The organism is Variovorax sp. PvP013, from assembly GCF_050435945.1.
Taxonomy (GTDB): Bacteria; Pseudomonadota; Gammaproteobacteria; order Burkholderiales; family Burkholderiaceae_C; genus Variovorax.
On record NZ_JBNDLF010000001.1, the window covers coordinates 1183769 to 1204944 of the forward strand.

Genomic DNA, 21176 nt, shown 5'->3' on the forward strand with positions numbered 1-21176 from the left:
CGTCGCGAAGCCATGTCGTCCACCTCCACCACCCCGCCCGCGAAGCGCCCCAACATCGTCTTCATCGTCGCCGACGACCTGGGCCACGCCGACCTCGGCTGCTACGGCGGCCGCGCCCCGGTCTCGCCGGTGCTCGACGGCCTGGCCGCGCACGGCATCCGCTTCACGCAGGGCTACGCCAACTCGCCCGTGTGCTCGCCCACCCGCTTCGCGCTGATCACGGCGCGCTACCAGTACCGCCTACGCGGCGCCGCCGAGGAGCCGATCCGCAGCGATCGCGGCAACGCCACGCTGGGCCTGCCGCCCGACCATCCGACCCTGCCCTCGCTGTTGAGGGCGGCGGGCTATCGCACCGCGCTGGTGGGCAAGTGGCACCTGGGCTTTCCGCCGGCGTTCGGGCCGCTGCGATCGGGCTACGAGGAGTTCTTCGGCCCGATGTCCGGCGGCGTCGACTACTTCACCCACTGCGACTCGCGCGGCGCGCACGACCTGTGGCTGGACGAGGCGGACTGCCGGCAGGACGGCTACCTGACCGACCTGCTGTCGAAGCGCGCCGTCGAATACGTCGAGCGCATGGCGGCGCAGGACGCCCCCTTCTTCCTCAGCCTGCACTACACCGCCCCGCACTGGCCCTGGGAGACGCGCGACGACGCCGGCCGCGCGCCGCAGATCAGGGACAACCTGTTCGACCTCGCCGGCGGCAGCATCCACCGCTACCGCGAGATGATCCGGCACATGGACGAGGGCATCGGCTGGGTGATGGCCGCGCTGGAGCGGCACGGCCTGGCCGACGACACGCTGGTCGTCTTCACCAGCGACAACGGCGGCGAGCGCTTCTCGGACAGCTGGCCGCTGGTCGGGGGCAAGATGGACCTGACCGAAGGCGGCATCCGCGTGCCCTGGATCGCGCACTGGCCGGCGGGCATCGCGCCCGGCGGCGTCAGCGCGCAGCACTGCCTGACGATGGACTGGTCGGCGACGATGCTCGACCTCGCCGGCGCGTCGCCCGATGCGGCGTACCCGCTCGACGGCGTCTCGCTGCGGCCGGTGCTCGCGGACGCCGCCCACGTCTTCCGGCGGCCGATGCACTGGCGCATGAACCATCGCGGCCAGCGCGCCCTGCGCGACGGCGACTGGAAGTACCTGCAGGTCGACGGCCACGAGTACCTGTTCGACATCGCCACCGACGAACGCGAGCGCGCCAACCAGGCGCACCGCCAGCCCGAACGCCTGGCCGCCCTGCGCGCCGACTGGACCGCCTGGAACGCGACCATGCCGCCGATCCCGGCCGACGCGACGGTGAGCCTGGGTTACTCCGTGAAGGACATGCCCGGCCGTTAGGCGGGCACCGGTCTTTCTCCCTCTCCCTCCGGCAGAGGGCGGAGGTGAGGGCCGACGGCGGTCAATCGGCGCTGCCAGCGCATCCACCGCCCAGGCCCCTCATCCAGCCTCTCCCCGGCGGGGAGAGGAGCCAAACCCCATCCAGCGCATTGCTGGCTGCCGTCTTGCTCCCTCTCCCTCCGGGAGAGGGTTGGGGTGAGGGCCGACGGCGGTCACCCAACGTCGCCAGCGCATCCACGGCCCCCCTCACACGGCTTCTCGCCACCGGGCCGAGGCGTCGTCCCTCACCAAGGCAGCACCTGCCCCCCATAGGCCCGGAAGCCGCCGGTGTCGGCCGGCATGAGCGCGTCGATCACGGCCAGCAGGTCGGCAGCCGCCGCGTCCGGCGTGCGGCCGATCTCGGCGCCGCGGAACGGGGCGGAGAGCGACGAGTCGACCGTGCCCGGATGCAGCGCCACCAGCACGGCATTCGGATTGCCGCGCGCGACCTCGATCGACGCCGTCTTCACGAACATGTTGAGCGCGGCCTTGGAAGCGCGGTAGCTGTACCAGCCGCCCAACCGGTTGTCGCCGATGCTGCCGACCTTGGCCGAGAGCACGGCCAGCACGCCGCGCTCGCGGTCGAGCAAGGGCGCGAAATGCGCCAGCACCAGCGCCGGGCCGAAGGCGTTGATGCGGAAGGTCGCCGCCATCTGCGCGTAGCCCAGCTGGCCCAGCCGCTTCTCGGGCATGAAGCCCGCCGTGTGCAGCAGCCCGGCCGCGTTCACGATCAGGTGGAACGGCCCCCGGTCCTTCAGCGCCGCAGCCGCCGCCGCGATGCCCGCCTCGTCGTCGAAATCCACCGCCGGCGTCGTGCCGCGACCCAGCCGCGTCACGCCCGCGCAGCGTGCGTCGGCTTCGAGCCGCCGCGCCAGCGCCCCGCCGATGGCGCCCGAGGCACCCAGCACCAGGGCGCGAAAACCATCCGGAAACGATTGCATGAGCGGGCTCCTTGTCCTGTGATGCATCCCATCTTAGGCGGTGCCGTCGCGACGTTTACCGTGTCTTTACGATACTATTAAGATCTAAATCAGATATATCTTTTATAGTCGCTCATCGTCATTCGACAAGGAACCCCATGCGACACATCCACCATCCCTTCCGCTTCCACCATCGCCACGGCGACCACGGCGGCGGCTCCGCCGACCGGCCCGGCGCCGAATCCCGACCACCGCGCGACGCCGACGACCGACCGTCGCGCGGCGGCGGCCGACGTGGCGGCGGCGGCCGCATCTTCGGCCACGGCGGCCTGCGCTTCGTGCTGCTGCAGCTCATCGCCGACAAGCCCGCGCACGGCTACGAGCTCATCAAGGCGATCGAGGACCGCCTCGGCGGCGCCTACGCCCCGAGCCCCGGCATCGTCTACCCGACCCTCACCCTGCTCGAGGAGCTGGGCCACCTGGCCGTGGACACCGCCGACGGCAGCAGCCGCAAGCGCTACAGCGCGACCGACGCCGGCCGCGAGTTCCTGGCCGCGAACCGCGCCACCACCGACGAGCTGATGGCCCGCATGCAGGGCGGCGTCGACGGCGCCGGTCCCCGCAGCGGCCGACCGCCCCAGGTCACGCGCGCCATCGAGAACCTGAAGCTCGCCATGCGCATGCGCCTGTCCGGCGAAGCGCTGACGCCGGCCCAGGCCAGCGCCTTCGCGGCCGTGCTCGACCACGCGGCCCAGCAGATCGAGAGCCTCTGACCCGCCTCGCCCGATGTTCATGCACTGCTGTTCATTCGACCGCGAACGTCGGGCAGGACGGCTCCCGCCTTGCTCCCTCTCCCTCCGGGAGAGGGCTGGGGTGAGGGCCGGCGGCGGTCATCGGCGCTGCTGTCGAATCCACCGTCCAGGCCCCTTACCCAACCTCTCCCCGGTGGGGAGAGGAGCCGGATCCGATCCAGCGCCTTGCCGGCTCCCGTCTTGCTCCCTCTCCCTCCGGGAGAAGGTTGGAGTGAAGGCCGACGGCGGTCATCGGCGCTGCCAGTGCATCCACCGCCCAGGCCCCTCACCCAACCTCTCCCCGGTGGGGAGAGGAGCCGGATCCGATCCGGCGCCTTGCCGGCTCCCGTCTTGCTCCCTCTCCCTCCGGGAGAGGGTTGGGGTGAGGGCCGACGGCGGTCATCGGCGCTGCTGTCGAATCCACCGCCCAGGCCCCCCCACCCCCAACCTCTCCCCGGTGGGGAGAGGAGCCGGATCCGATCCAGCGCCTTGCCGGCTCCCGTCTTGCTCCCTCTCCCTCCGGGAGAGGGCGGGGGTGAGGGCCGACAGCGGTCATCCAGCCGTCGTCGCCTCCACCGCCCGCGGCCCCTCACCCCCACCCTCTCCCCGGAGGGGCGAGGGCGTCATACCGGATCTTCCGCCCACCGCAAGCCACTGCCTCCACACCGAAACCATGAATCCGACACCCACCTCCACCTCCCTCCCCGACCGCACGCCGCAGCGCATGCGACACGCCCTGCGCTTCCGCGCGCTCGACGTCCTGGCGGTCGAGCGCGTCACGCCGCACCTGGTGCGCGTGACGCTCGGCGGCGCCGACCTCGAGGGCTTCCACAGCCCCGGCTTCGACGACCACGCCAAGCTGTTCTTCCCCGACGAGGCCACCGGCGCGCTGACGCTGCCGACCGCCGGCCCCGACGGCCCCGTCTGGCCCGAGGGCCGCAAGCCGACGATGCGCGACTACACGCCGCGCCGTTTCGACGCCGAGGCCGGCACGCTGGAGATCGACTTCGCCCTGCACGTCGCCGGCCCGGCCACGCGCTGGGCCGAACAAGCCGCGCCCGGCCAGCGACTGGGCGTGGGCGGGCCGCGCGGCTCGTTCATCGTGCCGACCGCCTTCGACGGCCACCTGCTGATCGGCGACGACACCGCCCTGCCCGCCATCTCGCGCCGCCTGGCGGAGCTGCCCGCCGGCGCCCGCGCGCTGGTGCTGGCCGAGGTCGACGGCCCCGCCGACCACGTCGACCTGCCGAGCGCGGCGGACGTCACGCTCGCCTGGGTCCACCGCGACGGCGCGGCGCCCGGCGCGATGCCGCTGCTCGACGCGCTGCGCGCCGCGACGCTGCCCGCTGGCGACCTGCACGCCTGGATCGGCTGCGAATCGGCCGCCGCCAAGGCCCTGCGCGCGCACCTCGTCGGCGAACGCGGGCTGAATCCGAAATGGGTGCGCGCCTCCGGCTACTGGCGCCGGGGCAGCGCCGCGACGCACGACACGCACGACGAGTGAGCACGGCGCATCGCCCTCGCGGGAGACCCCGGCGGCGCGTTGCCCGAGGACGGGCCGGATCCCGCGAAGGCGATCAGGCCGACCGCTGCCCGGCGCCCGCGACGCCCGCGACGCCCGACGGCTGGTCGGGCGCGCCCAGCCCCCACGCGACGTGCTCCCTGACGAGCGCGCTCGGATGCTCGCGCCGCGACGCCAGCGTCTCCCGTGCGCCCGGCTCGCCCGCGCGCACCGCGTTGCCCAGCGCCACGGCGACGTTGCGCAGCCAGCGCTCGTGGCCGATGCGGCGGATCGGGCTGCCCTCGGTGCGGCGCAGGAACTCGTCCTCGGTCCAGGCGAAGAGCGCGGCCAGCGCGCTGCCGGCGAGCCCCTCGCGGGCATCGAAATCCGGCAGCGTGCTCTTCTGCGCGAACTTGTTCCACGGACAGGCGAGCTGGCAGTCGTCGCAGCCGTAGATGCGGTTGCCCATCAGGGGGCGCAGTTCGGCGGGGATGGCGCCCGGGTGCTCGATGGTCAGGTAGGAGATGCAGCGCCGGGCGTCCAGGCGCTGCGGCGCGACGATGGCGCCGGTCGGGCAGACGTCGATGCAGGCGGTGCAGCGGCCGCAGTGCGGCGTGACCGCCTCGCTCGGCGGCAGCGCCATGTCGACGTAGATCTCGCCGAGGAAGAACATCGAGCCGGCCTCGCGGTCGAGCACCAGCGTGTGCTTGCCGCGCCAGCCCTGGCCGCTGCGCGCGGCCAGCTCGGCCTCCAGCACCGGCGCCGAATCGGTGAAGGCGCGGTGGCCGAAGGCGCCGACCTCCTCGGCGATGCGTCCGGCCAGCGTGGCCAGCCGCGAACGCAGCACCTTGTGGTAGTCGCGGCCCCGGGCGTAGAGCGAGACGATGCCCTCGGACGGCCGCGCGAGCCGGTCGAACTCGACCGCCTGCCAGTCCGCCGGCGTGGCGCGCGGCAGGTAGTCCATGCGCGCGGTGATGACCGACGCCGTGCCCGGCACCAGCTCAGCCGGCCGGGCGCGCCGGGTGCCGTGCGCGGCCATGTAATGCATCTCGCCGTGGAACCCTTGGGCCAGCCACCGCATCAGACCCGGCTCCGCGCTCGACAGGTCGATGCCGGCGATGCCGATTTGGGAGAATCCCAGTTCCCGGGCCAAGGCCCGAATCCGAATGACGAGTTGATGGCTGCCGATCACTTGCCGATTGTAGAAACCGCCCCCTTGACCCCTGCGCCTTCCGCACAGCCGCCCCGCACCGCCACCCTGGCGTGGCGCGACGAGGCCGACACCGCGGCCTTCGCGCAGGCTCTCGCCGCGCAACCCGCCCTGCGCGACGCCTTCGTCGCCCTGCACGGCGACCTGGGCGCGGGCAAGACCACCTTCGTGCGACACCTGCTGCGCGCCCTGGGCATCGCCGGGCGCATCAAGAGCCCGACCTACGCGGTGGTCGAGCCGCACGAGGCGCCCGACGGCCTGGTCATCCACCATTTCGACTTCTACCGCTTCGGCGATCCGCGCGAGTGGGACGACGCGGGTTTCAGGGACATCTTCGCCGCCGGCGGCCTGAAGCTCGCAGAATGGCCGGACAACGCCGCCGGCCGCCTGCCCGTCGCCGACCTCGACCTGCGCATCGACGCCGAAGCCGACGACGGCCGCCGCGTGACGCTGGCGGCGCGCACGGCGCTCGGCCTCAAGCTGCTGGCGGCCCTGGCCGATAACACCGACATGGCGCCCTGATCACCGGCGCGCCCCTCCCACCTTTCCCTCATGACCCTGGCCCCGAAACAACCCCGTGATTCCCGCCGCGCCGCGCTCAAGGCCGGCAGCCTCGTGCTCCTGCTGGGCGTGCAGGAGATCGCGCGCGGCGCGAGCATCATGGCCGTGCGCGTCTGGCCGGCGACCGACTACACCCGCGTCACCATCGAGTCCGACGGCAAGCTGCAGACCCAGCAGCGGGTGGTGGGCAGCCCGCCGCGCCTGGCCATCGACATCCAGGGCATCGACCTCAATCCGGCGCTGCGCGACCTGGTGCGGCAGATCAAGCCCGGCGACCCCTACATCGACGGCCTGCGCGTGGGCCAGTACGCCCCGGGCGTGGTGCGCATCGTGTTCGACCTCAAGCAGGCGGTGCAGCCGCAGGTGTTCTCGCTGGCGCCGGTGGCCGCCTACCGCCATCGCCTGGTGCTCGACCTCTACCCGGAGCAGCCCGTCGACCCGATGGAGGCGCTGATCTCCGACCGGCTGCGCACGGCGCCGGCGGTGTCGATGGCGCCCGCGCCGCCGGCCCCGCCCTCGCTGCCGACCATCGCGTCGGGTCCGACCGGCGCCGATCCGCTGGGCGAGCTGATGGCGCAGCAGGCCGATCGCGCGCAGGACGGCGTGCCCTCCGCGGCCGGCGCCGGCAACTGGCCGGTGGTGCCGGCCACGCCGTCGATCCCGCTGCCGACCCGCCCGCCCGCCGTCGCCGCGGCACCGGCCGTGCGCCCCCCGCCGCCGGCCGCGCCGCTGCCCTCGCAGCTGCCGCCGCCGATGGCCTCGGCCCCGCCGCCGCCCAGCGTGCCGGCCGCCAAGCGCAGCGTCGCCACCCCCAACCGCACCGATCGCATCATCATCGTCGCGCTGGACCCCGGCCACGGCGGCGAGGACCCCGGCGCCACCGGCGCCAACGGCACGCGCGAGAAGGACATCGTGCTGCAGGTGGCGCACCGCCTGCGCGACCGCATCAACGCCGCCAACGTCAACGGCAGCCCGATGCGCGCCTTCCTCACGCGCGACGCCGACTTCTTCGTGCCGCTGGGCATGCGCGTGCAGAAGGCGCGGCGCGTGCAGGCCGACCTCTTCGTGAGCATCCACGCCGACGCCTTCAGCAACCCCGACGCGCGCGGCGCCAGCGTGTTCGCGCTCAGCCAGTCGGGCGCCTCGAGCTCCGCCGCGCGCTGGCTGGCCAACAAGGAGAACCAGGCCGACAAGGTCGGCGGCGTGAACGTCGGCAGCCACGAGGCGCAGGTGCAGCGCGCGCTGCTGGACATGAGCACCACGGCGCAGATCAACGACAGCCTGCGGCTGGGCTCGGCGATGCTCGGCGAGATCCAGCGCATCGGCGCCAAATTGCACAAGGCCGGCGTGGAGCAAGCCGGCTTCGCGGTGCTGAAGGCGCCCGACATCCCCAGCGTGCTGGTCGAGACGGCCTTCATCAGCAACCCGGAGGAAGAGGCGAAGCTGCGCTCGCCGCAGTACCAGGACGACCTGGCCGACGCCCTCATGCGCGGCATCCAGCGCTACTTCGCGCAGAACCCGCCGCTCGCGCGCAGCCGCCAGCTCTGAGGCGATCGCTCACCTCGTCGACCGGGACCGGTGCACTCGCGCACCGTCCTAGGGCCACTTCCTACAGTGGGGCATCCGGGCCTGGACACAATGGGTTTCACAACTTCTCCAAAGGTGAATCCCATGAAGACACGTCTCTGGATCGCAGCCATCGCCTCCTCCTCCCTCATGGTGCTCGCGGGTTGCGGCACCGGCCCCAACCAGCAGATGGGCGTCGCGGGCGGCGCGGTCGGCGGTGCCGTGCTGGGCAACGTGCTGGGCGGCAACACCGCCGCCACGGTCGGCGGCGCGGCGCTCGGCGGCCTGATCGGCAACGAGGTCGGCAAGAACTCCGACCAGCGCAACAACCAGCGCTATCGCAGCGACGGCTCGCGCTATTGAGCGGTCGAGGCGCGGCGTGGCCGTGCGGATCGCGAAGGCGGTCCGTGGCCGGCCATGAACGAAAGAGAGGCGTGTCCGTCGGGCACGCCTCTTTTTTCATGGGCCGGACGCAGCCGGCCGAAAGTACCGGACGTCGCCGGCCCGGTCCGGCTCAGCAGTCGAGCGGACGCAGCCCCCGGCAGCGCGACGACGCCTTGAAATGGATCGGCATCAGCGTCGTGACCGCGACGGGCACGCCGGCTTCTTGGTAGGGCACGAAGGTCGCGCCGGACAGCCCTCGGACGGCCGCCGCGTCCACGCCAGCGTCGCCGCTGCTCTCGGCGATCTCGGTGCGGCGGACACGGCCCTGCGCGTCGACGTGCAGGCGCAGGACGATGGTGCCTCCGGCGACGGGATCGTTCAGGTTGCGGATCGGTCGCGCGACGTGCAGCCGGCCGACCACCTGCAGGCGCTGCGCGTCCACCACCTTGTCGGGCCAGGGCGCTTCGGTGGTGGCGCAACCGGCGACGAACAGGCAGACCGCGCCGAGGACGGCGCGCATCCCGACCCTGGGCTGGCGCCCGGGACCACGTGCAGGGGCCTTCGCAGGCGTCGCCTCCGGCATGGTCGTCCCCTCTGCCGTTCAGCCCTGCAGCCCCGCCGCCTCGCGCGCGCGCTCGGCACGACCGGCGCGCCAGGCGCCGACGATGGCGATCAGGCCCGGCACCAGGATCAGGCCCCAGATGATCTTCTCCAGGTGCTGGCGCACGAACGGCAGGTTGCCGAAGAAGTAGCCGGCGGTGCCGATGCCCAGCACCCACAGCAGAGCGCCGGCCACGTTGAACAGCGTGAACTTGCCCCGGTCCATGGCCGCGACGCCGGCCACGAAGGGCGCGAAGGTGCGGATGAAGGGCATGAAGCGCGCCAGGATGATGGTGATGCCGCCATAGCGCTCGTAGAACGCGTGGGCCTGGTTGAACGCCTTCTTGTTGAAGAAGCGCGAGTCCTCCCACTGGAACACCTTCGGCCCCAGATGGCGCCCGATGGTGAAGTTGCACTGGTCGCCCAGGATCGCCGCCGCGATCAGCACCACGCAGGCGATCGGGAAGCTCATCAGCCCGACGCCGCACAGCGCGCCGACGATGAACAGCAGCGAGTCGCCGGGCAGGAAGGGCATCACGACGACCCCCGTCTCCACGAACACGATGACGAACAGCAGCGCGTAGACCCAGGGTCCGTAGGCGACGACGAAGGCCTCGAGGTGCTTGTCGATGTGGAGGATGAAGTCGATGAGAAAGTGGACGATTTCCATGCCGGCGATTATGCGCAGCGTGCTTTTCCCCTCCGCCGCCCGGCCGGCGCCCGATCCCTAGAATGATTCGGTGCCCATTCCTTCCGATTCCCCGGCCTCCCCGGACGCCGCCGCCACGATCGCACCGTCGGCCCCGCCGCGCCGGCCGATCCGTGAACTCCCCGACGAACTGATCAGCCAGATCGCGGCCGGCGAGGTGGTCGAGCGCCCCGCCTCCGTGGTGCGCGAGCTGCTGGACAACGCGCTCGACGCCGGCGCTACGCAGGTCACGGTGCGCCTGTCGGCCGGCGGCGTGCGGCTGATCGCGGTCGAGGACGACGGCGAGGGCATCGCGCGCGGCGACCTGAGCGTCGCCCTGCGCCGCCACGCCACCAGCAAGATCGCCAGCCTGGGCGACCTGGAGACGGTCGCCACCATGGGCTTCCGGGGCGAGGCGCTGGCCGCGATCAATTCGATCGCCGACCTCACCCTGCTCTCGCGCGAGCGCGGCGCCGATGCGGCCTACGCGCTCGACGGCCGCACCGGCGAGCTGCGGCAGGTCGCCCGCGCCCAGGGCAGCACGGTCGAGGTGCGCGAACTCTTCTACGCCACGCCCGCGCGGCGCAAGTTCCTCAAGACCGACGCGACCGAGCTCGCGCACTGCGTCGAGGCGGTGCGCCGCCATGCGCTGGCGCGGCCGGATGTCGGCTTCTCGATCTGGCACGAGGGCCGCCTGGTCGAGCAGTGGCGCGCCCATCCGGCGCGCGAGCCGCGCCTGGCCGACGCGCTGGGCGAGGACTTCGTGACCCGCAGCGTGGCGGTCGCCCATGCGGTGGGCACCTTGAGCGTCGAGGGCCGCGCCGGCATTCCGGACGCGGCGCGCTCGCGCGGCGACCAGCAGTTCTTCTACGTCAACGGCCGCTTCGTGCGCGACCGGGTGCTGTCGCACGCGGTGCGCAGCGCCTACGAGGACGTGCTGCACGGCCAGCGCCAGCCGGTGTTCGCGCTCTACCTGCGCATCGACCCGGCGCGCGTCGACGTCAACGTGCATCCGACCAAGATCGAGGTGCGCTTCCGCGACAGCCGCGAGGTGCACCAGGCCGTGCGGCACGCCGTGGAGGATGCGCTGGCCGCGCCGCGCGCGGGCGATGCCGCGACCGCTTCGGCGCCGTCCCTGTTCGCCCGGCCGGTCGCCCCCGCCTCCGCGCCCCCGGTCTGGACCCAGCCGCGCATGCACTTCGCCGCCGAGCGCGGGACCGGCGACCAGGCGGCGATGTGGCCGACAGCGCCACCCGCGCGGGTGTCGACCACCGGCAACGGCGACGGCGCGGGAACCGGCCGTATCGGCCCGGCGGATGCCGGCGCGGCGACCGGCCTCGACACGTCCCCGGGTACCGGTGCCGGCGCGTCGGGCGGCATCGCCATCGGCGCCGGTCCGGGTACCGCCGACGCCCCCGCCGCCACGACCGACGACGTCTGGCCGCTCGGCCGCGCCCTGGCGCAGCTCCAGGGCATCTACATCCTGGCCGAGAACCGGCAGGGGCTGGTCATCGTCGACATGCACGCCGCGCACGAGCGCATCGTCTACGAACGCCTGAAATCGCAGCTCGACGGCGCGGCCATCGCCAGCCAGCCATTGCTGATCCCGGCGACCTTCGCCGCCACGCCGCAGGAGGTGGCCACGGCCGAGGCCTGCGCGGCGGTGCTGGCCACGCTCGGGCTGGAGGTCACCCCGCTGTCGCCGCGCACGCTGGCCGTGCGCGCCGTGCCGGGCACGCTCGCCGACGGCGACCCGGTCGAGCTGGCGCGCAGCGTGCTGGCCGAACTGGCGCAGCACGACGCCAGCACGGTGGTGCAGCGGGCGCAGAACGAACTGCTCTCGACCATGGCCTGCCACGGCGCCGTGCGCGCTCACCGCCGCCTGACCGTGGACGAGATGAACGCCTTGCTGCGCCAGATGGAAGCCACCGAACGCTCCGACCAGTGCAACCACGGCCGGCCGACCTGGCGGCAACTGTCGGTGCGCGAACTCGACGGCCTGTTCCTGCGTGGGCGCTGACTTACAAAACGCGTAGCAAAGTATTACGTAGGGGTTTCCGCTGTAGGCCTGCGCCTGGGCACGCACGTTGCGTGGCATTGCCCTGGAACTTTCGGCGGAGCCACCGGCTCTGTCTACACGCATGAAACATTGGTCGCTCTTCGCCTCCGTTATCGCCCTGTTCGCGCTGCTTGCCGGCGGATGCTCGACGCTCGACGAGCGTCAGCGCGAATGGATCTTCCAGCCCAGCGACCGCAGCTGGGGCAACACGGAGGCGATGACCGAGGGCATGGAGCACGTCTGGATCGACTTCCAGTCCTCCGTCACCGGCGAGCCCGCCAAGCTGCACGGCCTGTGGCTCGGCGGCAAGCCGGAATCGGTCGACACGCCCGTGCTGCTCTACCTGCACGGCGCCCGCTACAACGTGGCCGGCTCGGCGCCGCGGATGCAGCGGATGCACGAGCTGGGTTTCTCGGTGCTGGCGATCGACTACCGCGGCTTCGGCAAGAGTTCGGCCGGCCTGCCCTCCGAGGCCACCGCCCGCGAGGACGCCCGCGCCGCCTGGACCTGGCTGGCCGCGCGCCATCCGGAGCAGCACCGCTACATCTTCGGCCACTCGCTCGGCGGCGCCATCGGCATCGATCTGGCCTCCAGCGTCAAGGACGAAAGCGGCGTGATCGTCGAGAGCACCTTCACCTCCATCGCCGACGTGGCCAGCAGCTTCAAGTGGGGCTGGCTGCCCTTCGGCCCGTTCATCACGCAGCGCTTCGAGGCCATCAGCCGCGTCAAGGACATCGGCTCGCCGCTGCTGGTGGTGCACGGCACGGCCGACAGCCTGATCAACCCGACGCTCGGGCGCCGGCTGTACGAGGCGGCGACGGTGCCGAAGATGTTCGTGCTGGTCGAGGGCGGCTCGCACCACAACACCAATTCGATCGGTCAGGCCCAGTACCAGGCCGCGCTCAACCAGCTGTTCAAGATGAAGCCGGCGGCCACGCAGGTGGCGGGCGAGAGCGCACCGGCGATCTGAGGCGCGGCCGCCGGATCGGGCTGTCCACGCCCGCCCACCGGGTCGCCGCCTCGCGGGCCTGCGCACCGGAGGGTCGGGACGCATTTGCTACCCTCGATCGATGCCCTCCTTCCCCGACGCCGCCGCGTCCGTCCCACCGGCGTCCGCCTCCGCCTTTCCCGAGATCCCCCTCCCGCGCTACCTCGCCCTCGCCGGCCCCACGGCGGCCGGCAAGACCGCCGCCGCGCTGGCCATCGCGCGCGCGCTGCCGGTGGAGATCGTCAGCGTCGACTCGGCGCTCGTCTACCGCGGCATGGACATCGGCACCGCCAAGCCCTCGGCCGCCGAGCGCGCCGAGGTGCCGCACCATCTGATCGACATCCGCGACCCGCGCGCGCCCTACAGCGCCGCCGCGTTCGTCGCCGACGCCACGCGGCTGATCTCCGAGATCGCCGCGCGCGGCCGGCTGCCGTTGCTCGTGGGCGGGACGATGCTGTACTTCAAGGCGCTGATCGACGGCATCGACGCCATGCCGGCGGCCGACCCGGCCGTGCGCGCCGCGATCGAGGCCGAGGCCGCCGCGCGGGGCTGGCCCACCTTGCACGCGCGGCTGGCCGAGGTCGATCCGGTGACGGCCGCGCGCCTCGCGCCCCACGACGGCCAGCGCATCCAGCGCGCGCTAGAGGTCTGGCGCGGCAGCGGCCGACCGCTGTCGAGCTTCCAGCGGGCCTACCGGGACGACACGGCGGCCGCCCCGTCCGGTCTCCGCCCGATCGCCCTGCTCTCCCTCGAACCGACCCAGCGCGCGTGGCTGCACGCGCGCATCGCCGAGCGCTTCGACGCCATGCTGCGCGAAGGCCTGGTCGACGAGGTGCGCGGCCTGCGCGCGCGCGGTGACTTGGACGCCGACCTGCCGGCGATGCGCTGCGTCGGCTACCGCCAGACCTGGGAGCTGCTCGACGCCGCCGCCGCGACCGCTCCGACATCGTCGTCCCTGGACGCCGTCGCCCTGGACGTGCTGCGCGAACGCGGCGTCGCCGCCACGCGCCAGCTCGCCAAGCGCCAGACGACCTGGCTGCGCGGCATGCCGTCGCGCACGGTGATCGCGGCCGACGCGCCCGACGCCGTCGCGCAGGCGGTGGCGCACGCGCTGCGGGTGGCCGCGGCATGACGCTCGTCGTCCAGGGGCTCTCCAAGCATTACGGCGACGCCACGGTGTTCGCCGATGTCTCGCTCGACGTGGCGGCGGGCGAGTTCGTCGCCATCGTCGGCGAATCGGGGGTCGGCAAGTCGACCCTGCTCAACTGCATGGCCGGACTCGACACCTGGGACGCCGGCCGCATCGCGCACGACGGCACCGACATCGGCGCGCTCGACGCCGAGGCCTGCGCGGTCTGGCGCCGGCGCCACGTCGGCTTCGTCTTCCAGGCCTTCCACGTGCTGCCGCACCTGGACGTGGCGCAGAACGTGGCGCTGCCGCTGATGCTGCTGGGCGAGCGCGAGGCGGTGTCGCGGCCGCGCGTGGCCGCGATGCTCGACGCGGTCGGCCTCGCCGGCCTGGGCGCGCGGCTGCCGCAGCAACTCAGCGGCGGCCAGTTGCAGCGCGTGGCCATCGCGCGGGCGCTGGTGCATCGCCCGGCCCTGCTGCTGGCCGACGAGCCGACCGGCAACCTCGACCCCACGACCGCCGCCAAGATCATGGACGTGCTGCTGGCGCAGACGCGCGAACACGGCGCCTCGCTGGTGCTGGTGACGCACTCCGAGGCCGCCGCCGCGCGCGCCGACCGCGTGCTGCACCTGCGCGCCGACGGCATCGCGCCCTGAACGCCCCCGGCACGATGCGCGCGCTGCTGCTCACCTTCTCCTGGCAGGAACTGCGCCACCACCCGTGGCGCAACGCCGCCGCGGCCATCGCCGTCATGCTGGGCGTGGCGCTGGCGTTCTCGGTCCACCTGATCAACGCCTCGGCGCTCGACGAGTTCTCCAGCGCCGTGCGCTCGGTCAACGGCCAGCCGGACCTGGAGCTGCGCGCGGCCGGCGGCGGCTTCGACGAGGCGGTGTTCGCCCGCGTGGCGACGCATCCGCAGGTGGTGCTGGCCAGCCCGGTGGTGGAGGCGCAGGTGCGCATCGCGCGGCCGGAGGACGAGGCCGGCACGCCGGGCGACCCGGCGGCCGATGCGGACGCGGGTTCGGGTGCGCAGGCGGAGACCGATCCGGAAGGCGGCGCCGTCGCCGCGCGGCCGTCGCTGCGCATCGTCGGCGTCGACGCGCTGGCGATCCCGACGCTCGCACCCGCCCTGATGCCGCGCCCGGCCGAGGACGCGCCGCGCCTGGCCATCGTCTCGCCGGGCCAGGTGTTCCTGAACGCGGCGGCGCAGGAGGCCGTCGGCGCGGACGCGACGCAACTCGACATCCGGTGGCAGGGCCAGCGCCACGCGCTGACGGTCGCCGGCCACGTGAGCGCCGGCGGGCCGCCCCTGGCCGTGATGGACATCGGCGCGGCGCAGGAACTGCTCGGGCGCATCGGCCGGCTCACGCGCATCGACCTGCGGCTGGCCGCCGGCATCGACCGCGCCGCCTTCGTCGCCGGCCTGCGCGCCGCGCCCGGCTGGCCGGCCGACGTGCAGATCGCCGAGCCGGGCGACGCGGCGCAGCGCGTGAGCAACCTCTCGCGCGCCTACCGCGTCAACCTGACGGTGCTGGCGCTGGTGGCGCTGTTCACCGGCGCGTTCCTGGTGTTCTCGGTGCTGGCGCTGAGCGTGGCCAAGCGCGCGCAGCAGTTCGCCCTGCTGGGCGTGCTGGGCCTGACGCCGCGCGGCCGGCTGCGGCTGGTGCTGGCCGAATCGTTGCTGCTGGGCACGGTCGGCAGCCTGGCGGGCATCGCGCTGGGCACCGGCCTGGCCGCGCTGGCGCTGCGGGTGCTCGGCGGCGACCTGGGCGGCGGCTACTTCGCCGGCGTGGCGCCGACCCTGCGCTGGAGCGGCACCGCCGCCGTGCTCTACGGCGCGCTGGGCGTGGCGGCGGCGGGCGTGGGCGGCTGGTGGCCGGCGCGCGCCGCGCAGGCCCTGCCGGAGGCGCAGACGCTCAAGGGCCTGGGCGCCGGCTCGGCGCGCGGCGGCGCGTGGTGGCCGCCGGTGGCGCTGCTGGCCGCGGGCGTGGCGCTGGCCACCGCGCCGCCGGTCTTCGGGCTGCCGGTGGCGGCCTACCTGTCGGTCGGCTTCCTGCTGGTGGGCGGCATCACGGCGCTGCCGGCGCTGGTCGCCCTGCTCTACGACCGCATCGCGCCGCTGCTGGCCCATCGCGTGCTGCCGATGCTGGCCGTCGAGCGCGCGCGCCGCATGCGCGGCACGGCGGCGGTGGCCGTCAGCGGCGTGGTCGCGAGCCTGAGCCTGGCGGTGGCGCTGACGGTGATGGTGGCGAGCTTCCGCGACTCGGTCACGCAGTGGCTCGGCGTCGTGCTGCCGGCCGACCTCTACCTGCGCGTGGCGGGCAGCGGCGGCGGCGGCGGGCCCGGCGGCGACGACGGCGCCGCCGCCTTCGCGCCGGAGGTGGTGCGGCGGCTGGCGCGGCTGCCGGGTGTCGAGCGCACCGGCACGCTGCGGCTGCGCGCGCTGCTGCTGGACCCGGCGCGCCCGGCCGTGACGCTGATCTCGCGTCCGCTGGAGGACGATCCGGCGCGCACCCTGCCGATGGTCGGCGAGGTGCTGCCGGTGCCGGCCGGGCGCATCGGCATCTACGTCAGCGAGGCGATGGTCGACCTCTACGGCGCGCGAGCGGGCACCGAGTTCGCCCCGCTCGCGCGCGCACTGGGCGCGACGGGGCCGGCGGCGCCGGTGTTCTTCGTCGCCGGCGTCTGGCGCGACTACGTGCGCCAGTTCGGCGCCATCACGCTGGAGGCGCGCGAGTTCGAGCGCATCACGGGGGACCGCAGCGTCAGCGACGTGTCGATCTGGCTCGCGCCGGGCGCCGACGAGGCCGCCGTGCAGCGCGACGTGCGGGCCCTGACGGCGCGCGAGGGCGCGCTCGCGGGCGACGCGATCGAGATCAGCTCGGTCGGCCAGATCCGCGCGGCCTCGCTGCGCATCTTCGACCGCAGCTTCGCCGTCACCTACTGGCTGCAGGGCGTGGCGATCGCCATCGGGCTGTTCGGCATCGCGGCGAGCTTCAGCGCGCAGGTGCTGGCGCGGCGCAAGGAGTTCGGCCTGCTGGCGCATCTGGGCTTCACGCGGCGCCAGGTGCTGGCGATCGTCGCCGGCGAGGGCGCGGCGTGGACGGCGATCGGCGCGGTCGCCGGGCTGGCGCTGGGGCTGGCGGTGTCGGTGGTGCTGGTGCGGGTGGTCAATCCGCAGAGCTTCCACTGGACCATGGACCTGCTGGTGCCGTGGGCGCGCCTGCTGGCGCTGTGCGCGGCGGTGGTCGCGGCCGGGACGCTGACCGCCTGGATCGCCGGCCGCGCGGCGGCGGGGCGCGACGCCGTGCTGGCGGTCAAGGAGGACTGGTGATGCGGGACGAGACGGCGGGACGCGGACCGCGTCGACGGGGCACGGACCCGATGGCGGACGGCGATGCGCCGGCCGGCGGGCGTTCGGAGGTTCCGGCGACGACGCCCACGGATCGGCTGCGCCGCCGCGCCGTGCTGGCGGCGGCGCTGGCGCTGCCCGTCGCACGCGGCGCGGGAGCGGCCACGCCGGCCACCGACGCCGGCACCCCGGCCCCGGTCGGCGCCGCCGTGCCGGCGTCCGCCGCGCCGACCCGCACGCCCGCCCCGGCCGCCACCGACGCCCCGGCGGCGCCCCTGCCCCCGCGCGCGCTGGTCTTCCCGCGCGACTTCGGCAGCCATCCCGAATTGCGCACCGAGTGGTGGTACGTCACCGGCCGGGCGACGGCGCGCGCGGACGGGCGCGACGCCGGGCGCGAGTTCGGCTTCCAGCTGACCTTCTTCCGCTCGCGCGTGGACGCCACGCGCGGCATGCGCTCGGCCTTCGCGGCGCACCAGCTGATCTCGGCCCATGCCGCGCTGACCGACCTCGACGGCCCGAACGGCAGGCTCCAGCACGACGAGCGCATCGCGCGCGCGGGCTTCGGCGTCGCCGGCGCCAGCGAGACCGACACGGCGGTCAACCTGCGCGACTGGCGCCTGCGCCGCGAGGCCGACGGCCGCTACGAGGCGACGTTGCCGGCCGGCGACTTCGGCCTCGCGCTGACCTTCACGCCGACCCAGCCGGTGCTGCTGCAGGGCAACGCCGGCCTGTCGCGCAAGGGCCCCGACCCGGCGCAGGCGAGCTACTACTACAGCGAGCCGCAGCTCGCCACGCGCGGGCGCATCACCCTGGCGGGCCGGGCCTTCGAGGTCGACGGCGTCGCCTGGCTCGACCACGAATGGAGCGAGGCGCTGCTGCACCCGGAGGCCGTCGGCTGGGACTGGATCGGCATGAACCTGGACGACGGCAGCGCCCTCACCGCCTTCCACCTGCGTCGCGCCGACGGCAGCGCGCTGTGGGCCGGCGGCTCGTTCCGGTCGAAGGGCGGCCCGTCGCGCACCTTCGGCGCCGACGAGGTGCGCTTCGAGGCGCAGGAACGCTGGACCAGCCCGCGTACCCGGGCCGTCTACCCGACGCGCTGGCGGGTCGACACGCCCGCCGGCCGCTTCACGGTGCGCGCCCTGCTCGACGACCAGGAGCTCGACAGCCGCGCCTCGACCGGCGCGGTGTATTGGGAAGGTGCGAGCGAACTGCTCGACGACCGGGGACGGCGCGTCGGGCGCGGGTACCTGGAGATGACGGGGTACGTGGCGCGGCTGCGGCTCTAGCCCGCAGGCTCCCGCCGCGCGGCCAGCACCGTGGCCGTCTTGCGCACCGGGCTCGACAGCACCAGCGAGGTCGTGACGCCGCCGTGCGCGGCCAGCGCGTCGACCACGCGCTCGAGGTCGCGCGGCTCGGCGATGGCGCAGCGCACGACGAAGCAGTCCTCCCCGGTCACGCGGTCGGCCTCGAGCACCTCCGGCATGGCCTCGAACAGTGCCAGGTACGGACGGATGCCCGCGTGCGTGGTCTGGATGCGGATGATGGCCTGCAGGCCGATGCCGATGGCGCGCAGGTCGACGCGCGCGCCGTAGCCCTGGATCACGCCGGCCTCCTCCAGCTTGCGCACGCGCTCGCTCATGGCCGGCTGCGACAGGCCGATGCGCTTGCCGATGGCGGCCAGGCTCTGGCGCGCGTCGCGCTGCAGGGCCTCGAGGATCAGGTGGTCTTTCTTGTCGAGCTTCATTCGATGTGCAGACGATGCGATGCCGATGATCCATCGGTCCGGCGGCGCCGATTCCGATGGTCCGCCCTGGGCGGCGGGCGGCCTTCTTCCTATCGTCGGTGGGCCGTCGCCGCGTGGCGCGACGGCCATTCTCGGAGGAAGAAACCCATGGAACTCATCGGCATGCTCGACTCGCCCTACGTGCGGCGCGTGGCGGTCACCCTGCGACTGATCGACCTGCCCTTCGTGCACCAGCCGATCTCGGTCTTCGGCGCCTACGCGGAATTCCACGCCATCAACCCGGTGGTCAAGGCGCCGACGCTGGTGTGCGACGACGGCACGACGCTGATGGACTCGACGCTGATCATCGACCACGTCGAGACCCTGGCCGGTCGCGGCCTGATGCCGGCCGATCCCGGCGAGCGCCGGCGCGCGCTGCGCCTCGTCGGGCTCGGCCTCGCCGCCTGCGAGAAGGCGGTGCAGATCGTCTACGAGCGCCGGCTGCGCCCGTCGGAGAAGCAGCACGGCCCCTGGCTGGCACGGGTCGGGGACCAGCTCGTCGCCGCCTGCGCGGCGCTGGAGGCCGAACTCGCGGCGCGGCCCCTGCCGGTGGCGGCCGCGACCATCGACCAGGCCGGCGTCACGACCGCCGTCGCCTGGCGCTTCATCCGGGAGATGGTGCCGGACGACGTCGACGCGTCGGCCCATCCGGCGCTGGCCGCGCACTCGCGGGCGGCCGAGCGGCTCGACGCGTTCGTCGCCACGCCTTTCGCGTGAGCATGGGCCGATCGATCGTCGGGTCGACCGGTCGTGCGGCGTCGCCTCCTGCGACGCCCCGGCGAACCGCCTCGATTCATCGATCCGATCGATGCTCAGATCAAAAACATATCGTTTTTCATTGTCGGCCCGCAGCCCTAGAGTCCCGTCATCCCAACCAACTTGACGACGACTCCCATGACCGCATCCTCCAGCGTCCGTATTCCCTTCCACCTGGCCTTTCCCGTCCGCGACATCGCCGAGGCGCGTGCGTTCTACGGCGACCTGCTGGGCTGCCCCGAGGGCCGCAGCGCGCCGGAATGGGTGGACTTCGACTTCTACGGCCACCAGATCGTGGCGCACCTCGCGCCCGACGAATGCGGTCATCGCCGCAGCAGCGCGGTCGACGGGCACGACGTCCCGGTGCGCCACTTCGGCGCCATCGTGCCGATGGACCGGTGGCAGGCGATGGCCGACAAGCTGGTCGAGCGCAAGACCGAGTTCGTCATCGAGCCCTACGTCCGCTTCAAGGGCGAGGTCGGCGAGCAGGCCACGATGTTCTTCCTGGACCCGTCGGGCAACGCGATCGAGATGAAGTCGTTCGCCGACCTCGATTCGCTGTTCGCGAAGCAGGCCGCGTCGTGACGACATCGCACCTTTGCGCGGGCCTCGTGGCCGGCGCCTTGTGGCTCGCGGCCGGCACGGCCGCCGCGCAGACCGACACGCTGAAGAAGATCAAGGATTCCGGCGCCATCACCCTCGGCGTGCGCGACGCGTCGGGCGCCATGTCATTCACGCTGGGTCCGGGCCGGTACGCCGGTTTCCACGTCGACGTCTGCGAGCGCATCGTCGCGGACATCGCGAAGGCCGTGCAGCGAGAAAAGCTCACCGTGAACTACCAGCTGGTCACGCCTCAGAACCGCATCCCGCTGGTCCAGAACGGCACCGTGGACATCGAATGCGGCACGACGACCAACAACCTGACGCGCCAGAAGGACGTCGCCTTCGCGCCCACGCTGTACGTCGAGGGCGTCCGGATCGCGGTCAGGTCCGATTCCGGCATCACGGCGCCGGCGCAACTCTCCGGCAAGGCCGTCGCGGCCACCACCGGCGCCACCTCGGTTCAGCTGCTGCGCAAGCTGCAGCGCGACGGTATGAACGACGTGCGCGAACTCCTGGCCAAGGACAACGCCGAGGGCTTCCTGCTGCTGGAGACGGGCCGCGCGGACGGCTTCGCGGCCGACGGCCAGATCCTGGCGACGCTGATCTCCAGAAGCAAGGAGCCCGGCCGGTACAGGCTGCTCGACCCGGTGCTGAGTGTGGAGCCCATCGCGATCATGCTGCCCAAGGGCGATCCGGCCTTCAAGCAGCTGGTCGATCGGAGCGTGGTCGCGTTGACCCGGAGCGGCGAGGTCGCGACGCTCTACGACAAGTGGTTCGTGCAACCCATCCCGCCGCAGAACCTGAGGGTGGGACTGCCCGCCAACGCGCTCACGCAGGCGGCGTGGGCGAACCCGACCGACAAGCCGATGGAAGCGTACGAGGCGCGCTGACGCGCGACCCGA

Annotated in this window: 20 protein-coding genes; 15 read left to right on the plus strand and 5 right to left on the minus strand. The window is 73.3% G+C overall.

Translation table 11 applies throughout. The annotated features are described in order from the left end of the window. The first annotated feature begins 12 nt into the window (after nucleotides 1-12). Nucleotides 13-1341: a sulfatase family protein gene (locus tag ABID77_RS05640; RefSeq protein WP_429592060.1), complete on the plus strand. Its 1329-nt coding sequence runs from the start codon at nucleotides 13-15 to the stop codon at nucleotides 1339-1341. A 284-nt stretch (nucleotides 1342-1625) separates the two neighbouring features. Here ABID77_RS05640 and ABID77_RS05645 read toward each other — a convergent pair whose 3' ends face one another. After that, the gene (locus ABID77_RS05645) at nucleotides 1626-2321 is read right to left on the minus strand and encodes an SDR family NAD(P)-dependent oxidoreductase (RefSeq protein WP_429592062.1); all 696 of its coding nucleotides are present in this window, start codon (nucleotides 2319-2321) and stop codon (nucleotides 1626-1628) included. 137 nt (nucleotides 2322-2458) lie between these two features. Between ABID77_RS05645 and ABID77_RS05650 the strand changes: the two genes are divergently transcribed. Together ABID77_RS05650 and ABID77_RS05655 are read left to right on the plus strand one after the other, a co-directional pair. Continuing rightward, entirely contained in the window at nucleotides 2459-3073 is a 615-nt protein-coding gene (locus ABID77_RS05650; RefSeq protein ID WP_429592065.1) for a PadR family transcriptional regulator, read from the plus strand. Nucleotides 3074-3764: 691 nt separating this feature from the next. Then, nucleotides 3765-4595 carry a siderophore-interacting protein gene (locus ABID77_RS05655; protein WP_429592068.1) on the plus strand — a complete coding sequence of 277 codons (831 nt, stop codon included), beginning with the start codon at nucleotides 3765-3767 and terminating at the stop codon, nucleotides 4593-4595. A gap of 73 nt (nucleotides 4596-4668) precedes the next feature. Here ABID77_RS05655 and queG read toward each other — a convergent pair whose 3' ends face one another. Next, nucleotides 4669-5784: a tRNA epoxyqueuosine(34) reductase QueG gene (gene queG, locus ABID77_RS05660; RefSeq protein ID WP_429592071.1), complete on the minus strand. Its 1116-nt coding sequence runs from the start codon at nucleotides 5782-5784 to the stop codon at nucleotides 4669-4671. On the opposite strand from queG, the gene tsaE reads away from it, so the two are divergent. From tsaE to ABID77_RS05675, 3 genes are all read left to right on the plus strand, one after another. Continuing rightward, complete coding sequence (gene tsaE / locus ABID77_RS05665; protein ID WP_429592074.1) at nucleotides 5770-6324, plus strand: tRNA (adenosine(37)-N6)-threonylcarbamoyltransferase complex ATPase subunit type 1 TsaE; 555 nt, start codon at nucleotides 5770-5772, stop codon at nucleotides 6322-6324. The genes queG and tsaE overlap by 15 nt on opposite strands. Before the next feature lie 30 nt (nucleotides 6325-6354). Continuing rightward, nucleotides 6355-7911 carry an N-acetylmuramoyl-L-alanine amidase gene (locus ABID77_RS05670; RefSeq protein WP_429592078.1) on the plus strand — a complete coding sequence of 519 codons (1557 nt, stop codon included), beginning with the start codon at nucleotides 6355-6357 and terminating at the stop codon, nucleotides 7909-7911. 123 nt (nucleotides 7912-8034) lie between these two features. Further along, nucleotides 8035-8292 carry a glycine zipper domain-containing protein gene (locus ABID77_RS05675; protein WP_429592083.1) on the plus strand — a complete coding sequence of 86 codons (258 nt, stop codon included), beginning with the start codon at nucleotides 8035-8037 and terminating at the stop codon, nucleotides 8290-8292. A gap of 151 nt (nucleotides 8293-8443) precedes the next feature. Here the strand turns inward: ABID77_RS05675 and ABID77_RS05680 are convergent, their stop codons facing one another. Both ABID77_RS05680 and ABID77_RS05685 read right to left on the minus strand, forming a co-directional pair. Next, nucleotides 8444-8833 (minus strand): energy transducer TonB family protein, encoded by a 390-nt coding sequence (locus tag ABID77_RS05680; RefSeq protein ID WP_429592086.1) that lies wholly within the window; start codon nucleotides 8831-8833, stop codon nucleotides 8444-8446. Nucleotides 8834-8914: 81 nt separating this feature from the next. Then, nucleotides 8915-9583 (minus strand): DedA family protein, encoded by a 669-nt coding sequence (locus ABID77_RS05685; RefSeq protein ID WP_429592089.1) that lies wholly within the window; start codon nucleotides 9581-9583, stop codon nucleotides 8915-8917. Nucleotides 9584-9659: 76 nt separating this feature from the next. On the opposite strand from ABID77_RS05685, the gene mutL reads away from it, so the two are divergent. From mutL to ABID77_RS05715, 6 genes are all read left to right on the plus strand, one after another. Further along, nucleotides 9660-11621, plus strand: a complete 1962-nt coding sequence (gene mutL / locus ABID77_RS05690; RefSeq protein WP_429593314.1) for a DNA mismatch repair endonuclease MutL — start codon at nucleotides 9660-9662, stop codon at nucleotides 11619-11621. Between the two features lie 121 nt (nucleotides 11622-11742). Beyond that, nucleotides 11743-12630, plus strand: a complete 888-nt coding sequence (locus ABID77_RS05695; RefSeq protein ID WP_429592092.1) for an alpha/beta hydrolase — start codon at nucleotides 11743-11745, stop codon at nucleotides 12628-12630. Nucleotides 12631-12730: 100 nt separating this feature from the next. Continuing rightward, nucleotides 12731-13780, plus strand: coding sequence for a tRNA (adenosine(37)-N6)-dimethylallyltransferase MiaA (gene miaA / locus ABID77_RS05700; RefSeq protein WP_429592095.1), 1050 nt, complete (start codon nucleotides 12731-12733; stop codon nucleotides 13778-13780). Then, a complete protein-coding gene (locus ABID77_RS05705) occupies nucleotides 13777-14433 on the plus strand; it encodes an ABC transporter ATP-binding protein (protein ID WP_429592098.1) in 657 nt (218 codons plus the stop codon). Before miaA ends, ABID77_RS05705 begins: the two co-directional genes overlap by 4 nt. Nucleotides 14434-14447: 14 nt before the next feature. Then, entirely contained in the window at nucleotides 14448-17111 is a 2664-nt protein-coding gene (locus ABID77_RS05710) for an ABC transporter permease (RefSeq protein ID WP_429592102.1), read from the plus strand. Between the two features lie 50 nt (nucleotides 17112-17161). Beyond that, on the plus strand, nucleotides 17162-18418 hold the full coding sequence (locus tag ABID77_RS05715) for a lipocalin-like domain-containing protein (protein WP_429592105.1): 1257 nt from the start codon (nucleotides 17162-17164) through the stop codon (nucleotides 18416-18418). Here ABID77_RS05715 and ABID77_RS05720 read toward each other — a convergent pair. Then, nucleotides 18415-18876 (minus strand): Lrp/AsnC family transcriptional regulator, encoded by a 462-nt coding sequence (locus ABID77_RS05720; RefSeq protein WP_429592108.1) that lies wholly within the window; start codon nucleotides 18874-18876, stop codon nucleotides 18415-18417. The genes ABID77_RS05715 and ABID77_RS05720 overlap by 4 nt on opposite strands. Before the next feature lie 147 nt (nucleotides 18877-19023). Here ABID77_RS05720 and ABID77_RS05725 point away from each other — a divergent pair, with 147 nt between their 5' ends. The 3 genes from ABID77_RS05725 (at nucleotide 19024) to ABID77_RS05735 (ending at nucleotide 21164) form a co-directional block, all read left to right on the plus strand. Next, on the plus strand, nucleotides 19024-19632 hold the full coding sequence (locus ABID77_RS05725; RefSeq protein ID WP_429592111.1) for a glutathione S-transferase: 609 nt from the start codon (nucleotides 19024-19026) through the stop codon (nucleotides 19630-19632). Nucleotides 19633-19809: 177 nt separating this feature from the next. Further along, the gene (locus ABID77_RS05730) at nucleotides 19810-20256 is read left to right on the plus strand and encodes a VOC family protein (RefSeq protein ID WP_429592114.1); all 447 of its coding nucleotides are present in this window, start codon (nucleotides 19810-19812) and stop codon (nucleotides 20254-20256) included. Next, nucleotides 20253-21164, plus strand: coding sequence for an amino acid ABC transporter substrate-binding protein (locus tag ABID77_RS05735; RefSeq protein ID WP_429592118.1), 912 nt, complete (start codon nucleotides 20253-20255; stop codon nucleotides 21162-21164). Before ABID77_RS05730 ends, ABID77_RS05735 begins: the two co-directional genes overlap by 4 nt. The last annotated feature ends 12 nt before the right edge of the window (nucleotides 21165-21176 follow it).

Bases quoted from the DNA above. Each gene is read 5' to 3' on its own strand.
- ABID77_RS05640 (WP_429592060.1), top strand. From the start codon at position 13: ATGTCGTCCACCTCCACCACCCCGCCCGCGAAGCGCCCCAACATCGTC.
- ABID77_RS05645 (WP_429592062.1), bottom strand. From the start codon at position 2,321: ATGCAATCGTTTCCGGATGGTTTTCGCGCCCTGGTGCTGGGTGCCTCG.
- ABID77_RS05650 (WP_429592065.1), top strand. From the start codon at position 2,459: ATGCGACACATCCACCATCCCTTCCGCTTCCACCATCGCCACGGCGAC.
- ABID77_RS05655 (WP_429592068.1), top strand. From the start codon at position 3,765: ATGAATCCGACACCCACCTCCACCTCCCTCCCCGACCGCACGCCGCAG.
- tsaE (WP_429592074.1), top strand. From the start codon at position 5,770: ATGGCTGCCGATCACTTGCCGATTGTAGAAACCGCCCCCTTGACCCCT.
- ABID77_RS05670 (WP_429592078.1), top strand. From the start codon at position 6,355: ATGACCCTGGCCCCGAAACAACCCCGTGATTCCCGCCGCGCCGCGCTC.
- ABID77_RS05675 (WP_429592083.1), top strand. From the start codon at position 8,035: ATGAAGACACGTCTCTGGATCGCAGCCATCGCCTCCTCCTCCCTCATG.
- ABID77_RS05680 (WP_429592086.1), bottom strand. From the start codon at position 8,833: ATGCGCGCCGTCCTCGGCGCGGTCTGCCTGTTCGTCGCCGGTTGCGCC.
- ABID77_RS05685 (WP_429592089.1), bottom strand. From the start codon at position 9,583: ATGGAAATCGTCCACTTTCTCATCGACTTCATCCTCCACATCGACAAG.
- ABID77_RS05695 (WP_429592092.1), top strand. From the start codon at position 11,743: ATGAAACATTGGTCGCTCTTCGCCTCCGTTATCGCCCTGTTCGCGCTG.
- miaA (WP_429592095.1), top strand. From the start codon at position 12,731: ATGCCCTCCTTCCCCGACGCCGCCGCGTCCGTCCCACCGGCGTCCGCC.
- ABID77_RS05705 (WP_429592098.1), top strand. From the start codon at position 13,777: ATGACGCTCGTCGTCCAGGGGCTCTCCAAGCATTACGGCGACGCCACG.
- ABID77_RS05710 (WP_429592102.1), top strand. From the start codon at position 14,448: ATGCGCGCGCTGCTGCTCACCTTCTCCTGGCAGGAACTGCGCCACCAC.
- ABID77_RS05715 (WP_429592105.1), top strand. From the start codon at position 17,162: ATGGCGGACGGCGATGCGCCGGCCGGCGGGCGTTCGGAGGTTCCGGCG.
- ABID77_RS05720 (WP_429592108.1), bottom strand. From the start codon at position 18,876: ATGAAGCTCGACAAGAAAGACCACCTGATCCTCGAGGCCCTGCAGCGC.
- ABID77_RS05725 (WP_429592111.1), top strand. From the start codon at position 19,024: ATGGAACTCATCGGCATGCTCGACTCGCCCTACGTGCGGCGCGTGGCG.
- ABID77_RS05730 (WP_429592114.1), top strand. From the start codon at position 19,810: ATGACCGCATCCTCCAGCGTCCGTATTCCCTTCCACCTGGCCTTTCCC.